Annotated in this window: 11 protein-coding genes and 2 pseudogenes; 8 read left to right on the top strand and 5 right to left on the bottom strand. The window is 70.2% G+C overall.

The features are described 5' to 3' along the window. Positions 1 to 573 precede the first annotated feature (573 nt). The 7 genes and pseudogenes from ACWDA7_RS41610 to ACWDA7_RS41580 form a co-directional block, all read left to right on the top strand. Positions 574 to 752: pseudogene (locus ACWDA7_RS41610) on the top strand (SAM-dependent methyltransferase); the annotation flags it as partial. 87 nt (positions 753 to 839) lie between these two features. Then, positions 840 to 1070, top strand: a complete 231-nt coding sequence (locus ACWDA7_RS41605) for a FitA-like ribbon-helix-helix domain-containing protein (RefSeq protein ID WP_450611881.1) — start codon at positions 840 to 842, stop codon at positions 1068 to 1070. Next, complete coding sequence (locus tag ACWDA7_RS41600; protein WP_450611879.1) at positions 1067 to 1468, top strand: type II toxin-antitoxin system VapC family toxin; 402 nt, start codon at positions 1067 to 1069, stop codon at positions 1466 to 1468. The genes ACWDA7_RS41605 and ACWDA7_RS41600 overlap by 4 nt, the downstream gene beginning before the upstream one ends. Positions 1469 to 1530: 62 nt before the next feature. After that, positions 1531 to 1656: a hypothetical protein gene (locus ACWDA7_RS41595; RefSeq protein ID WP_450611877.1), complete on the top strand. Its 126-nt coding sequence runs from the start codon at positions 1531 to 1533 to the stop codon at positions 1654 to 1656. A gap of 664 nt (positions 1657 to 2320) precedes the next feature. After that, positions 2321 to 3736, top strand: coding sequence for a hypothetical protein (locus ACWDA7_RS41590; protein WP_450611875.1), 1416 nt, complete (start codon positions 2321 to 2323; stop codon positions 3734 to 3736). A gap of 156 nt (positions 3737 to 3892) precedes the next feature. Continuing rightward, on the top strand, positions 3893 to 4408 hold the full coding sequence (locus tag ACWDA7_RS41585) for an allene oxide cyclase barrel-like domain-containing protein (protein WP_450611873.1): 516 nt from the start codon (positions 3893 to 3895) through the stop codon (positions 4406 to 4408). Between the two features lie 543 nt (positions 4409 to 4951). After that, positions 4952 to 6370 (top strand): hypothetical protein, encoded by a 1419-nt coding sequence (locus ACWDA7_RS41580; RefSeq protein WP_450611871.1) that lies wholly within the window; start codon positions 4952 to 4954, stop codon positions 6368 to 6370. 961 nt (positions 6371 to 7331) lie between these two features. Here the strand turns inward: ACWDA7_RS41580 and atzF are convergent. The 4 genes from atzF to ACWDA7_RS41560 are packed head-to-tail and all read right to left on the bottom strand — an operon-like array spanning position 7332 to position 13991. Beyond that, positions 7332 to 9005, bottom strand: a complete 1674-nt coding sequence (gene atzF / locus ACWDA7_RS41575; protein ID WP_450611869.1) for an allophanate hydrolase — start codon at positions 9003 to 9005, stop codon at positions 7332 to 7334. Next, on the bottom strand, positions 9002 to 12589 hold the full coding sequence (gene uca, locus ACWDA7_RS41570; RefSeq protein WP_450611867.1) for an urea carboxylase: 3588 nt from the start codon (positions 12587 to 12589) through the stop codon (positions 9002 to 9004). The genes atzF and uca overlap by 4 nt, the downstream gene beginning before the upstream one ends. Positions 12590 to 12594: 5 nt before the next feature. Continuing rightward, positions 12595 to 13233, bottom strand: a complete 639-nt coding sequence (locus ACWDA7_RS41565; RefSeq protein WP_450611865.1) for an urea amidolyase associated protein UAAP2 — start codon at positions 13231 to 13233, stop codon at positions 12595 to 12597. Beyond that, a complete protein-coding gene (locus tag ACWDA7_RS41560; protein WP_450611863.1) occupies positions 13230 to 13991 on the bottom strand; it encodes an urea amidolyase associated protein UAAP1 in 762 nt (253 codons plus the stop codon). The genes ACWDA7_RS41565 and ACWDA7_RS41560 overlap by 4 nt, the downstream gene beginning before the upstream one ends. Positions 13992 to 14229: 238 nt before the next feature. Between ACWDA7_RS41560 and ACWDA7_RS41555 the strand changes: the two genes are divergently transcribed. Beyond that, a complete protein-coding gene (locus ACWDA7_RS41555) occupies positions 14230 to 14916 on the top strand; it encodes a helix-turn-helix domain-containing protein (protein ID WP_450611861.1) in 687 nt (228 codons plus the stop codon). A gap of 25 nt (positions 14917 to 14941) precedes the next feature. Here the strand turns inward: ACWDA7_RS41555 and ACWDA7_RS41550 are convergent. Continuing rightward, positions 14942 to 15752, bottom strand: a pseudogene (locus ACWDA7_RS41550) (amino acid permease); the annotation flags it as partial. Between the last annotated feature and the right edge of the window lie 225 nt (positions 15753 to 15977).

Raw genomic sequence — 15977 nt, 5'->3', positions numbered from 1 at the left:
GGGACATAGTGAAACTCCCAGGTCAGAACGGATGTTGCTGACCTTGAGAAAACCCGCCGACCCCGACCCGACCACCGACCACGAACCCCCGACCAAGGTCACGATGGGGACACGAAGTCCGTGGTCGGGGTCATGGTCGGCCCGACCACGGGCCGGCCATGAGCCGAGGAGGGGACATCGCGTCCGGCCCACGGTCGCCGTGTCGGTGACCGCTAGGCGCCCACGTGACGCTCGGCCAACGGGCCCGCCCCCGCTGCGCGGACAAAAGCCGCTCAGAGCCCGCCGGGGCACCTGCGCAGTGCGCCACCCGGACCTGCGCACCAGAAGATCAGGAATCCTCCGGCCGAGGGCGCAGCCGCACCGCGTAAGCCGACTGCGCAAGATCCTCGACCGGTTGCGCAGATCGACTGCTCAACCCGTCCGGGCTGCGCAGTCGATCTGCCGGGCCGCTGCGCACTGGGGTGAAGGTGGCGTGGTGAACTGCGGACCATCAAGGCACGGATGCTCCCCGAGCGACGGCACCCCGAGGGCGGGGACTCCCCCCCACATCTCGGCGTCCCGTAGGAACGCGCTGTGCCCGTACCGCGCAACATCACCGTCGAGAGCGAACTGTGGGACGCCTGCGCCGAGTCCGCGTTAACGGACGACGCCGAGCCCGCGTTCTGCTGGACCCAGTGCGCCGGGCACGGCCCCGGCCCCGAACTCCTTGGCGCCCCGGAGTGCGTACCGCAATCGACTGCGGCACCGGACGCACCCAGGAAGACCGCGAAGAACATGCAGGATCGCGACCAGACCACCGACCATCTGCATAATGCAGAATCTTGCGCTAGAATGCAGACATGAGTGTGCTTACCATCCGGGACGTGCCCGAAGACCAGATCCGCGTCCTCAAGACCCGTGCCGCCCAGGCCGGGAAGTCCCTCCAGGCGTACATGCAAGAACTGATCGCCAGAGAGGCAACCAAGCCGACCATGACGGAGATGGCCGCACGACTGGAGCGCGAAGCGGCTGCGGAGTACACCACCGATGATGTACTGGCAGCGATCGACGCGGGGCGGTTTGGCCGTTGATCGTCATCGACACGTCGGCGCTGGTGGTCTTCCTGACCCAATACGGCGCCACCGGTAGCGCCGTCCGCAGGCGCGTCGGGGAAGCCGTCACCGTCTACGCCCCCACGCTGATCGACTACGAAATCCAATCGGCGCTGCTCGGGATGCAGCGCGGGGGCAAGCTCACCGAGAAGCAGGTGACCAAGGCTATGACCGACTTCATGGCACTGCCCTTGGCCAAGCACGACACCCTCCCCTTGTGGGAACGAGTTCGTGCTCTCTACGCCAACCTGAGCGCCTATGACGCACAGTACGTCGCGCTCGCCGAATCCCTCGGCGTCCCGTTGATCACCTGCGATGGGCGGATCAAGCGCAGTGGCGCAGCCAAGTGCGATGTCGAGGTCTTCGGCTCGAACTGACGCGAACCGCCCCTGGGGGACGCCTTCCTGGTGGGACACGGTTGGGTGTTGCAATCGCCGGCGTGGCCTCGGCGTCGGAGATCTCCCCCCGACTTCGGCAGGCGACATCGACCGGTGTATGCGACCGGGTCGCTACCGGCCGCCATACGGGCTTCGACGCGGGCGAGAAGGAGAACGGCTACGGCTGATCTTCTGCGCGCCGTTGAGGGCCGCTGCGTTCAGTTTGGGCCGTCTGCCTGACCGTCGCGGGTGGGCTCGGTCGGCACAGACCGCCAGCAGCCACTGCCCTCGAGGATCGGTCACGTTTCAGCAACACCGCCCGTTGCTGCCGAGGTTGGGCTTGTGACCAGCCGACCATGAACCCGACCACGGCCTTTCGCAGGTCTGCGTCATCGCGGCTGCGCAACGGGTGGGTGCGGCTCGCGTTGCGCATGCGGCTGCGCAACGCGGCCGGGGTCCTGCGCAGTGGGCATGTGCATCCCAGCTGACGGCTTTGGGAAGCGACGAGCGTGCGAATCCTGTGTGGCTTGTCTCTCTGCGCCGTCTCCGGATCGTCCCAGACGGCTCCCTGTCCCCGCCGCCTTCGCGGCGGTTGTCGACGCCGCCCGGCCATGTCCGAGCCCGTGGTCGGCCCGACCATGAGCCCGACCACGGCAGCTAGACGGCTGTGTTGCCGGATCGTGACCGATGGTCGGGGCTCGTGGCCGTCAGCCTGGTCGGGGTCGGCGGGTGTGCTGACGGTATGGAACACACGCACGCCCGCGCGCCCAGGGCCTTCGCCGACCGGCCCACCTTGGCGGGCTCGGTGTGCTGCCTGGGCCACCGCGCGCGGTCCGCTTCGGCGGTACGGCGGTGAGCAGCTTTGGGGTAGGCGTCCGCCGCGGCGTGATGGCGGCCGACCGGTTCACTCAGATCGCCAACGGCCTCTTCCGCGACAGCCGACTCTCCTACAAGGCGAAGGGCATCTTCGGGTACGTCAGCACGCACCGGGACGGCTGGCAGGTCACCCTCACCCACCTCGTTGCCGTAGGACCCGACGGACGGGAAGCGGTCCGCGCCGGCCTGAAGGAACTGGAACGGTACGGCTACCTCATCCGCGAACGCCTGCGCCGGGCGAACGGAACGCTCGGCGAGGTCGTCTACTCGATCACCGACCGCCCCGCCACCCTCGACGTCGCCCTGCTGGAAGCCACCTCAACCCCGGCGAACGACGACGAACACGACGCCGGTTTTGCGGCGGGGATCCGGCGCGGCGTGATGGCGGCCGACCAGTTCACCCAGATCGCCAACGGCCTCTTCCGCGACAGCCGACTCTCCTACAAGGCTAAGGGGATCTTCGGGTACGTCAGTACGCACCGGGACGGCTGGCAGGTCACCGTCGCCGAACTGGTGCGCCGCGGCCGCGAGGGCGTCGACGCGGTCACCACGGGGCTCAAGCAGCTGGAGCGGCACGGATTCCTCTACCGCACTCGCGAGCGGAACCCCGACGGCACGCTCGGCCAGGCGCTGTACGTCATCACCGACCTGCCCGCCCTGCAAAACCCCAGGTCGCAACCAAAGTCGGGTTTTCCAAGATTGGCTGAGCCTACGTTGGCTGATCCCGGCACTAAGAACACCAACAGAAAGAAGACCAACAAGCAGAACACCAGACCCCTCCGTCCGTGCCGCGGCGAAGCGACACGAGCACCAGGACGGACGGATCAGCCGGAGGCGCCAGCACCCCGGCCGGCCACGCCCACAGCGGATGACATGCATCCGGGGATCCGGCTGCTGCTCGATCTCGGGGCGTCCCGCCCCGAACTGCTGCTGACCGGGCAGACGCTGACCGACCAAGGCCGCGTCGTGACCGTGATGCTCGAGGACGGCTGGAGCCACGAGCAACTGCGGCACGTCATCGCCGCCCGGCCCCTGCCCCACCCGGTGCGGACCACGGTCGGCGCGATCATCGCCGCCCGCCTGCGCGCCGCCCAGGCCTACCCGCCACCCGTCATCGCGGCCGCTCACCACGACCTGCCGCCGCAGCCGACGACCGGCTCCGCCGCCGCCCGCACCGTGAGCGAGGCCCTGACCCATCGGGCCCTCGTCGAATGCGCCGGCTGCGGCCTGCCCGGAACCGCCCTCGGCGAGGACCTGTGCCCAGCCTGCCTCAACTGGCCGCTCTGCCGCACCTGCCCAGGCCCCACCCCCCGACGCGCCCACCCCAGCAACGGCCGCTGCACCACCTGCGCCTCCGCTGTCACCGAGCACTTGGAGGGAAGTACCTCGTGACGAACCCGCTCCGCACACCACTGGGCCGTCTCTCGTCCCGTATTGGTCCGATTGATCGGATCTGCCGGTGGGTCGCGCCGGGACGTTCCGGGCGGCGGCAGGGCCGAGGTTATGAATGCGGCACCACCCATGAAGATCAACCTCAGGAGCCACACGATGCGCCCCATCAGGGCAGCCTGTCTCGGCACGGCCACTGCGCTGGCCACCCTTCTCGCCTACGCCCCTGTCGCGGCCGCCGTGACGGACACCGCGTCCGCGCACGCCAAGGCCGCAGACCGGGTCATCACACTCATCGGCATTCTCGGACCGCAGGTGCGCTTCCAAGTCAACGGCCCCGCCGGCGCCCCCGCCCAGGGCGATCGGACCGTCTTCAGCTCGGAACTCAAAGACCAGAACGGCCACCACGTCGGCTACACCGACGGCACCTGCACCACCACCCGGGCCCCCGACGTAGACCACCAAGCGGAGGAGTGCATCGTGACCTACAACCTCCCGGGCGGCCAGCTCACCGCGCAGGGGATGGTCTTCGGCAATCTCCAAGCGAGCCCTCCCCCTTCGTTCGACAACGCGATCACCGGCGGCACCGGGGTATTCGACCGGGCTCGTGGCTGGGTCCACGCCGACACGATCGGTCTGGGCATGAGGCGCTTCACGATCGACCTCGACAACTGACTGACCCTGCCCCCGCCCAGTGAGAAGGCTGGGCCGTCCACGGCACCGCCCACCGGCTCGATAGGCCCCCATGGGCGACTCGGTAGTAGGGGTGGTCGTCTGCCTTCCTGTGCCAGTGGGAGACGTTGTGCCGCTGTCGGCCCCAGATGGCGCGAAGTTCGGAATCGTGGGCGACGTGCGGTGGGCAGGGAGCGAACTCGGAAGGCGCGCACCGCCCCAGTCCGTCCATCCGCCGGCGGTGCGGCGCCTGAACCGAGGCGGGGAGTTCCGCGAGGATCTCCGTGCGGGTCATCGGCACGGGCGCGCGGGCAAGCAGACGGGCGACCTGCGAGAGGACATCGTCTCCAGCGGTTCTGCGTTCCGCCTGTGTCCAGCCGTGTGAGGTGCCGCTCCTTCACGCTGCGTTACTCGACATCTCGAAGCGTGGAGGGGCGGGTATCCGGCGGGCCGTGACGTGCCGGGCAGTGGCATGCATTCATCGCCTATTTGGGCAAAGCAGGATTCTGGCGATGGTGCTCCGCGGCACGTTCATACAATGGTCGGGTGCCAGTCTCGAAGCCGCGCAAGAAGAAGAAGTCACAGTCCGCCACCAGGGCGAGGCGGTCGGGTAATCCCGCCAATCGCACGGCCGGACAGGAAGCAGCGCCGTGGGGGCAGTCGGCGCGAAGCCTGTGGGGGGAGTCGGCCAACTTCGGGGAGTACCGTAGCCGGCTCGACCGGCGCCGGATGGATCTCGCGGCATGCGACGCCGAACCGATCGTCACCGGCCTGGTCGCCGCGGACGGCTTGGCATCCTGGACCGAGGATGAGTTGTGTCGCCGCTTGGGCCGGACGCTTTCCGGGCAAGACGCGGCGAGCGACGCGCGGCGGGAATCAGGGGCCGCCGAGATCCTCGACACCTACAGCCCGGACCAGCTGCTCGACGCCGTGACCGATGCCACCGTGCAAGCAGCCTTCCAGGCAGTCACGGCCGCCGACGAGCCGCAATCGCGGAACGGCGCATGGCGGTTGCTGCTGGCCCTCGCCAGGATCACCCCGCACCCTGCAGCCCAAGTCGCCATCAAGACCGTCACGGACCTGCGGGAACGTACCGCGTCGCTTCCGGATGGCTCGATCGCCGCCGCACCGACCGGCACGGCTCTATGGTGCCGGGACGCCTACGGCACCCGGTTCGCCGTCACCGCGCCGTTCGCCGCCCCAGATGGCCCGGACCGGTGGTACCTGTGGGACATCGACGCCTGCGGCAGCGAGGCGCTGACAGTCGGTGCCGGATACTTCCCGGACGCCGACCAGGCATTGGAATCCTGGCTGGCCGCCGTCGGACCGGTCGCCACGTCCGGATGCCGTCTCGAACCCGTCTCGAACCCCCACCTCGCCGCGCGGCTGCTCCCGGACCTGGCAGGCTTCTTGCACCCCGGGGGCGAGTCGGAAGGGCAGTACGCGGAATTCCACCGCTGCCGTCGGCTGGCCCAGGAGCTCCGCCGCTCGGACTTCCTCGACGGGAGAACGGCGACCGCCGGCACCCCCGCGCCGGCACAGCCGGTCGACAAGGACGCGTGGATCGCCGAGTTCGCGGCCTGGCGTGCCGAATTCCGGCCCGGCCACAACGCGGTCCCTGACGATTTCCCGTTCGAGGAGGAGGGCGAGGAACCTCCCACCGAGGATGACATCTACCGTGAGCTGGCCGACGGCTGGTTCATCAGTGAATTCCCCGAACTCGCCCATGCCTGCTCCCCGCACCGGATCGCCCTGCTGGCGGCGCACATCCGCGACTTCTATACCAGCGACTTCGCACGGGTCGTTGTGAGCCTCGTCCCGGATCTGGCGGCCTGGCTCACCGAGCGGTCCGGGCTGTCGGCCGAGGTAGGCGGACGCACCCGGGCCTACGCCGATGGCACGGCCGTTCCAGATGTGGATCTGGGCTACCGCGCTCACAGCTTGCTGACACCGATCCGAGAGTAACCGGACCAGGCGATGCTGAGACAACCCAGCCTCTGCCCACCGGGCGCCGGACCCGAGGCTGGGTTGTCCGAGGACCGCTGCGCGGCTACACGCTCGCGGGCATCGTCAAAGACCTCTTCGGGTCCTGGCCCTCCCACGGCCACGCAGCCTTGGAAGACGCACGCAACACCGCCCGGGCCCTGACGACGCTGCTGGCCGCAGCAAGGGCCCCGTCGTCGCAGTCTGCTCCGCCCGCCAGGCGAAGGAGACGACGTCGGTGTGGTCCGCCAGGGCCGAGTCCGGCCTGGCAATGGCCATGGCGCCGACCACGGCGAAGTACACGATGGTGCTGATCTCCAGGATCAGAGCATCGAGGCCGACCCCGTGGTGGCGGTCCTGCAACAGGAGCAGCAGCCCCGAGGCGAGACCGCTGATCGCGGCCCCAGCGCCAGTTGAAGGATGAGACGAGGCCGCCACGATCCAGGGGATGAATCCGCGCAGATAACCCATTGAGTGTTCCTTGACGACATGAAATGGATGGCTGCGGAAGGGTGTTGCTCCGAAGCCGCTCGGTGACCGACGCCGACTAGATGCACGGCGAGCGTCGAACTTCGAACCCTGAAGTGTGATGCCCGTCACAGATTCACGCATGGTGACTCTCCCGCAGGCCTCGCACCGCCAACGGCGACCGTGCGCGCGAGGGCCCCGGGCCAGGGCGATCCGTGGACCTCCCGTGCGACGCCGGCAGGCCAAAAGGCTTCGAGTCGGTCTGAAGCAGCGGCGGCGAGCTGGGTCTTCTGGGTGCCCGACATGCCCAACAGGGTCAAACCGCGGCACCACGCCCCGCGTCGGCCAGTCGCTGGTGGATGTCGATCAGCAGAACGTCACGGCTGGTGAACCGTGGGTTCCGGCGCGGTACTTCGCCCCAGATCTCACAGCGCGTCTGCGGGGGTGGCCACAGCACACGAGGAGCGGCGCTGCGTCAGCGCCGGTCTTCCGGGCGCAGAAGAGCGTGCACGTACGCGCGCCAGCCGCCGAATGAGGTGATCTCACGGGCACCCTCGACCGCCTGGGGCTCGCAGAGGAAGCCGGTCACGAAGCTCCCGTCCGCAAGTTCCACGCTGCCGAGCGCCATCGGGCGAGGCAACGCGGCGAGCAGCGCGCCCAGCCCCTGGGCGGGCAGTTGCCACACCTCGGCCTCGATCGTACTACCGCCCTTGCCGACCCGGACCAGACCCGGCTTCGGAGGCAGAGTGTCCAACGCGTACAGCCGGTAGGCGGGCGCGGTCATGGTCGTACGTACCAGCCGTCCTCCCACGGCGAGCAGTTGTCCGTTCAGGGGCTGCCCGGACAGGTGCGCACCGATCACAGCGAGCCGCAGGGGCGGGGCGGTGAGCAACCCGGCGATCGGTACGAGCCGCTCGTCCGTGAAGGTGGGGCCGATCAGCATGACGCCGAATGGCAGTCCGTTCACCTCACCCGCGGGAACGGCAACCGCCGCTAGATCGAAGAGGTTGGTCGAGTTGGTGTAGCGGCCGAGCCGGGCATTGGCGCCCAGCGGGTCGGCCGCGACCTCGGCGATAGTCGGGTGGCCCGGTGCAGTCGGCAGGAGCAGTGCGTCCGCGTCGCCCAGGGAGGCCAGGGCCCGGGCGCGGAGGGACGCCAACTTTTGCCGGTCGGCGAAGAGCTGGTGGGCCGGAATGTTCTTCGCTCGGGAGATGATTCCGGCCACGGTCGGGTCGAGGTCTGGCGAGCCTGCGTGCGAGTCGATGAAGGCTCCGACGGCGGTGTAGCGCTCGGCGACGAACGCGCCCTCGTACAGCATCGCTGCTGCCTCGGTGAACGGTGTGAGGTCGATGGGCAGGAGCTCCGCGCCCGCGTCGGCGAGCAGCTGCGCTGCTGCCTGGAACGCCTCAACCCAGCCTGTGTCCAGTTGGCCGAGCTGCTCGGGTTCCGGGACGGCGATCCGCCACGGGCCAGGGCGACGTGGGGCTGGCGCCGTTACTGGGCGCCCGGAGGGCGCTGCCATGAGGGACAGCGCCCGCTCGGCTTCCGGGAGCGTACGGGCGAAGACCGTTACACAGTCGAGCGAGGCGCAGGCCGGAACGACGCCCTCGGTCGGGACCAGCCCGATGGTCGGCTTGAGACCGACGATGCCGTTGAAGGCCGCCGGGACCCGGCCTGAACCCGCGGTGTCCGTGCCGAGCGCGATGTCGGCGATGCCGAGCGCGACAGAGACCGCCGAGCCGGACGAGGAGCCGCCGGACACGCGGTTCGGGTCGACGGCGTTGCGGACCGTGCCGTACGGGCTTCGGGTGCCGACCAGCCCGGTCGCGAACTGGTCGAGGTTCGTGGTGCCGAGGACCACGGCCCCCGCCGCCTTCAGACGGGCCACGGCCGGGGCGTCGGCGTCCGGTATGTACGCGTAGGCGGGGCAGCCGGCGGTGGTCGGCAACCCAGCCACGTCGATGTTGCCTTTGACCGCGAACACCGTCCCGGCCAGCGGTAGCCGTTCACCGGCGGCAATCCTCTTGTCGACCGCGGCGGCGTCCGCCTCGGTCTCGGCTTGCGGGCGCAGGCAGATCCACACCTCAGGCCGGTCGACCTGCGCGATGCGCGCGTAGGCGGCCCGTACCCGTTCCACTGCGGTGATCATGCGGCTGCCTCCACGGTCTCGACGGGAGCGATGACGATCAGCGCGGTGCCCGCCTCGACCTGGCTGCCCGGCTTGGTCAGGATCTGCGCGACGATACCGTCGGTGGGGGCCGGGACTCGGGACTCCATTTTCATCGCTTCGAGCGCGAGGAGCGGCTGCCCGGCCGACACGCGGTCGCCGACCTCGACGTTGACCTGCCAGACGGAGGCGGTGAACTCGGCCTCGACCAGGTGGCCGCCCTTGGGGACTGCGACGTCGGTGGCCGGCGGGGCAACCTCTGCGGCCGTCTCCGCGCGGCCGAACTCGCCTGCCACCTCCCAGGCGGTGCGTTCCGCGTCGAACGCCGCGCTCTGCTGGGCTCGGAACTCGGCGACCGAGTCGGCGTTCTCGGCGAGGAACCGCTGGTACTCGGCGAGCGAGAAGGAGCCCTCCTCGATTCTCGGTACGAACCGGCCGGACGTGATGTCCGCGCGCAGCTCCAGGAGTTCGTCCGCATCGACCGGGTACCACCTGATCCGGTCGAAGAAGCGCAGCAGCCAGGGCCTGCCTGGCTCGAAGGCGCCGCGCTGCTGCCAGCCCGACCACACCTGTGTGGTGCGGCCGACGAACTGGTAGCCGCCGGGGCCCTCCATGCCGTAGACGCACAGGTACGCGCCGCCGATGCCGACCGAGTTCTCCGCGGTCCAGGTACGGGCCGGGTTGTACTTGGTCGTGACCAGCCGGTGCCGCGGATCCAGCGGCGTGGCCACCGGCGCGCCCAGGTACACGTCTCCCAGACCCATGACCAGGTACTCGGCGTCGAAGACGGTGCGGTACACGTCCTCGACCGTCTCCAGGCCGTTGACGCGACGGATGAATTCGATGTTCCAGGGGCACCACGGGGCGTCGTCGCGCACGCCCGCCATGTAGCGGGCGATGGCCTCGCGGGTGGCCGGGTCGTCCCAGGACAGTGGCAGGTGGACGATCCGGCTGGGCACCACCAGCTCGTCGGTGGCGGGGAGTTCCTCCTCCACGCGCTGGGCGATCTCGAGGAGCTTGTCCTGCGGCAGGACGTCGGGGTCTGTCTGGATTTGGAGGGAGCGGATGCCCGGGGTCAGGTTAACGATGCCGTCGAGCCGCTGCCCGCCCAGCACCTGTGCGAGCGCGTGGATCCGCATGCGCAGCGCCAGGTCCAGCTGCATCGGTCCGTACTCGATGAGAAGGTTGTCGTCGCCGCTGCGCCGGTACGTGACCGACGGGCGGGCCTCGGTTTGCGCCAGGCGGGCCAGGATACCGCCGTCGACGATGGCCTCGCGATCGGCGCGCGGTGCGGCGGCCGGGTTCCGCCGCAGCCCGGCGGCGGCCTTGGTGGTCACCGGGACGAAGCGGACCGAGTCGCCGGGACGCAGCTGGCCGAGTTTCCAGCGCTGTCCGGTCACGATCGTCGCCGGGCAGACAAAGCCGCCGAGGGAGGGCCCGTCGGGGCCGAGCAGGACGGGCATGTCGCCGGTGTAGTCGACGGCGCCGACGGAGTACGGCGTGTCGTGGATGTTGGACGGGTGCAGTCCAGCTTCGCCGCCGTCCGTTCGCGCCCACCGCGGCCTGGGGCCGACGAGGCGTACACCGGTGCGCGCCGAGTTGAAGTGCACCTTCCACTCCGCGGTGTAGAAGTCGCGGATGTCGTCGCCGGTGAAGAACTCGGGGGCGGCGTGCGGGCCTTCGACCGCGCCGATGTACCACTCGCCGCCGAAGGCCGGGCGTCGGCCCGGGGGGACGGCGGAGGTCTGCGGGCGCCGCTCGCCGCCGTGCAGGACGTCACCCGCGCGCAGGGCGCGGCCGCCGTGCCCGCCGAACCGGCCGAGGGTGAAGGTGGCCGCGCTGGCCAGGAACTCAGGCACGTCCAGGCCGCCCGCGAACAGCACGTAGGTGCGCAGGCCGTGTGTGTCGGGCGCCCCGACGGCCAGAATCTGCCCGGCCTCGACGGTGACCGGCTCCCACTGCGGTACGGCGATGCCGTCGATCGTCACGGGTGTGGGTGCGCCGGTGACGCAGACCGTCGTCGGGTGGGTGAAGCGCAGCGAGGGGCCCTGGAGGGTGCACTCGAGGCCGGGCGCGCCCTCGGCGTTGCCGAGCGCGGTGTTGCCGAGCCGGAAGGACAGGTCGTCCATCGGTCCGGACGGGGGGATGCCGACCTGCCAGTAGCCTGTGCGTCCGGGCCAGTCCTGCACGGTGGTCAAGGTGCCCGCCACGAGGACCTCGATGCGCGGCGTCGGGTCGCTGATTGAGGCGAGCGAGGCGGTGGAGTGGGCCGCGAGGCGCACGTCGGCGTCCCGGAGCGCGGCGCGCACCAGGCCGAGGTTGGTCTCGATGCCGTCGAGGCGGGTCGCGGCGAGCGCCGCGTCCAGCCTGCCGAGCGCCTCGGCGCGGTCGGTGCCGTACGCGATGACCTTGGCGAGCATCGGGTCGTAGGAGGTGGTGACCTCGGTGCCGGTCTCCACCCAGGTGTCGACGCGGACGCCCTCGGGGAAGGCGACACGGGTCAACAGGCCGGCGCTCGGCCGGTGGTCGCGGGAGGGGTCCTCGGCGTAGATGCGCGCCTCGACGGCGTGGCCCCTCGGCGCCGGGGGCGCGGTGACGACCGCGGTCTCACCCTGGGCGAGGCGCAGCATCCACTCCACGAGGTCGACGCCGTAGATCTCCTCGGTGACCGGGTGTTCGACCTGGAGGCGGGTGTTGACCTCAAGGAAGAACGCCTCCTCGCGGTCAGCGTCGTAGACAAACTCGACCGTGCCGGCGGAGCGGTAGTGCACGGACGTACACAAGTTGCGGGCCGAGGTGGCTAGCTGCTCGCGAACCGCGTCCGGCAGCCCCGGCGCCGGGGCCTCCTCCAGGACCTTCTGGTTGCGGCGCTGTAGCGAGCAGTCGCGGTCGCCGAAGGTGACGACGTGGCCCTCGCCGTCGCCGAAGACCTGCACCTCGACGTGGCGGGCGCACTCGACGAGCCGTTCCAGGAAGACCCCGGCGGAGGAGAAGGAGGCGGCGGCCACGCGCTGCACCCGCTCCCAGGCGTCGGCGAGGTCGTCGGCGCTGTGGCACGCCTGCATGCCGATACCGCCGCCCCCGCCGGTCGCCTTGAGCATCACCGGGTAGCCGATGTCCTCGGCTGCCACAAGGGCCGCGTCCACGTCGGGCAGCAGCCCGGTGCCGGGGGCGAGCGGCACGCCGGCGGCATGCGCGGCGGCGCGCGCGGTGTGCTTGACCCCGAACAGCTCCAGCTGTTCGGGGGTGGGGCCGACGAAGACCAGACCCGCTTCGGCGCAGCGGCGGGCGAAGCCGGCATCCTCGGACAGGAAGCCGTAGCCGGGGTGGACGGCGCCCGCTCCGGTGTCCTTAGCGGCCTTCAGGATTAGGGCGGCGTCGAGGTAGGAGTCCTTGACGGGTGCGGGGCCGAGCCGTACGGCCTCGTCGGCCAGTCGGACGTGCTCGGCCCCGCGGTCCGGGTCGGAGTAGACCGCGACGGTGCGCAGGCCGAGCCTGCGGGCGGTGCGGATGATGCGCGAGGCGATCTCACCGCGGTTGGCGACCAGCAGGGTGTCGAACGTCATGGGGTTCAGCTCCCGTCCGGCTCGGTGATCGTCGTCTGCAGGGCGCTCGGGTCGAATCCGTTGCAGGGGTTGTTGATCTGCGGGCAGTTGGACAGCAGCGCGAGGACGTCGGTCTCGGCGCGCAGCACGACTTTCAGGCCCGGAGCCGAGATGCCGTCGACGATGCCGAGGGTGCCGTCCGCCTCGACCGGCACGTTCATGTACCAGTTGATGTTGGACACCAGGTCGCGCTTGCCCAGGCCGTGCTTGCTGCCCTCGGCGAGGAAGTTCTCCACGCAGGCGTGCTGCGACCAGGTGTGGTGTCCGTAGCGGAGGGTGTTGGACTCCTTGGAGCAGGCGCCGCCGACGGTGTCGTGCCGCCCGCAGGTGTCCTTTACGACGGTCATCAGCGGGGTGTGCTCGTTGGACAGCAGCACCGAGCCGGTGGTCAGGAAGATGTTGCCCTGGGCCTGGATGGTGTCGGGGGCGCTGTAGCGCACGAAGGTGTCGTGCGCGTCGTAGACGAGGAAGTCCGCGGCCTGGTTGCCGTACAGGTCGGTGATGGTCAGCAGCTGACCCCTGCGGACGACGGCGGACCAGGCGGCGCGGGCCGGGACGGTCTGGTCGGAGACGACGCGGCCCGCAAGGGCGGTGGCGGCGGTCATGCGATCCCCCTGGCGGTGAGGTGCTCGGCGGTGTTGAGGAAGGCGCGGCGACCCTCGGGCGTGACGTCCCACAGCGCGTCGGCGGGGGTGGTCGGCCTGGCCCGGTACGCGAGGACCTCGAGGTGTCCGCAGATGTACGTGGGGCGCGGGTCCAGTGGGTGCGGGACGTTGACGATCAGCGCGGTCAGCGGCTGCTCGGCGCGCAGCGTGACGGACCTGCCAGAGCCCGCCGAGCCGGTGAACTCGGTGGTGCCGTCCGCGGTGATCCTGACGCCCTGGAAGAAGGAGACGGACGGCGGGATGTCCCGCGGGCCAAGGCCGTTCTTGAGGGCGGCGAGCTTGAACAGCTCACGCCCGGCCGGGGAGGCGGACTGAGGGGTTCCGTCCCCGTACCGCTCGGTGTTTCGGGCAAGGGTGGAGGTGCCGGTGAGGGCGTCGTGCCGGCCGGAGGTGTCCTCCGTGATGGAGGCGAGGACCCGGCCTTGGTCGGACAGCAGCAGGTGTCCCTCGCCGAGGTACGCGCTCCAGAGCACCTTGACCGTGTCGGCCGCGTTCAGCCGCTCCCAGGGACGGTCGGCGCTGTAGAGCAGGACGTGTGCGCACGCGTCGCCGGTGAGGTCGGTCAGCCGCAGCTCGGTGCCGCGCGCGAGGACCTTGTGGGTGTAGCTGCCGCCCGCCACGGTCTCGGCCCACACAAGGTCCTCGGAGACGATTCCCTCGGGGGGCGTCGGCCAACTGCTCGCGGGGAGTACGGGCATGGTGTCGGACTTCGTGCCCTGCTGGGCGCGGGCATGATCGCGGGCACCAAAGGCCGACGCTGTTGCTGAGGGTGTCGCCACGGCTGGACCTCCGGCTAGACGCTATTTCTGTCGTGTGACAGAAATTAAGTGCGGGGCGAGTCGGGGCCATTGCCCGTGCGTTTCGCGGCGGTAACCGGCAACTCACTCCGGCAGCTCGGCGCGCGGGGAGCTCGCGCGCCTGTGCGAGGATCACGGAGTGAGCCCGTCCACCAGCAGAAGAGTCGGCCGCCCACGCGCCCAGGAGCGTCCCGCCAGTGGGCTGGAGCCGCGCGAAGAGGTTCTGGCCGCGGCGGCCGAGCTGTTCACCACACACGGCTACACCGCGACCTCCACCCGGGCCGTCGCCGAGCGGACCGGTCTACGCCAGGCGTCGCTGTACCACTACTTCGACGGCAAGGAAGCGATTCTCGCGGCACTCATCGAAGGGACCGTCCGCCCCTCGCTGGAGGTCGCGCGCCAACTGGTGGCCCGTACCGAGGCAGCCGCCGAGGCGCGACTATGGGCTCTGTGCCAATGCGACGTCATGCTGCTGTGCCGCGGCCCGCACAACCTGGGGGCCCTCTACCTCCTACCCGAGGTGCAGACGGAGCGCTTCGCCGTCTTCCACCAGGTCCGCGCCGAACTGAAGGCGGCCTACAGACAGTTGCTGGCGGACACGGAGCCGGGCGCGGCGCTCGGCGCACTAGAGCTCGCGCTGCGTACGGACCTCCTCTTCGGCCTCACTGAAAGCGTGATCCTCATCCGGCGCGCCGACCCCGCCCGCGACCCTCAGGCCCTCGCGGTGGCGACGGCCGACGCGGCACTGCGGATCGCGGGCGTGCCGCAGCGGTCCCTGGCACGACTGCGCCGCGAGGGGCAGCGGCTCCTCGCGGCGCGAGGGTGAGGACGTGCTCGGGGCGCATACCCAGTCAGATCCGTACGGCATCGGCCGGATCCCTGTGGCCCGGTCCCGTCGTCGGCTGGGCAGTCCTTCTGCGGCGGCGGTACCCCGCACCGCCGGCGACCGTGGCGCCGACGAACAGGACGGTGAACCACTGGAAGTACCAGTGGCCTCCCGCCGGGTCGTAGACCTCGGCGCGCGGCCAGGAGAGATGGACCGCCATGAACAGCCCGTAGAGGACCGCGAGCGCGTTGACGGGCAGACCCCAGCGGCCGAGGGAGAACAGCGGCCTGCCCAGCTCGTCATGGTCGCCAGCGTCCGTCGCAGGCCACCGGCCCTTCAACCGCTGGACCAACATCGGCGCGGTGACCCCCCGCGTACGCGAGATACAGCATCGCGACGCATGTGGTGCCGATAGCCACGAAGGCCTCCGGGGAGGCGAGGTTGAGCAGCACGAGCGCCGCGGCCATGACGCCGACCACAAAGGCCGGAACGTAGGGCATGCCCGTGCGCGGCGAGACCTTGGCCAGCCATGCGGAGAAGGGCAGCATCCGGTCGCGCGCCATTGAGAACAGCATGCGGGTGCCGGCGGTCTGGATGGCGAGCGTGGCCACACAGATGGCAACCGCCACGTCCGCGAGGAACATCTTGCCCACGCCGTCGCCCAGACTGCTGGTGAGGACGTAGCTCAGTCCCTCGGTGGCGAGGCGGCCGTCGGAGAGGCTGGGCGCGGCGAGAATAGCGCCGAGCAGCAGCAGGCCGCCCAGGGCGCCTGCCGAGGCGAGGGCGCTGAGGATGGTGCGCGGAGCAATGCGGTGTGGGTTGCGGGTCTCGGCAGAAGGTGTCCAGGGTCCTGGCGCACCGGCGGACCCAGCCCGCCACGGTGGCCACCGCGACCGGAGCACCGAACAGATCGGCCAGCGCGCGGGCGGTGCGGTCCTTGGACAGGAACTGTCGTACACCAGATACACCGTTCCTAGTCAGTGAGCAGGAGTGGGTCTTGTACCCAGTCCTGGTCAACTGGCGCATCCCGAACGGTGGTGGATGCACTGGTCTCCCGCGTT

Source organism: Streptomyces sp. NPDC001156 (assembly GCF_053598275.1).
This window is presented reverse-complemented; position numbering and strand designations above follow the sequence as displayed.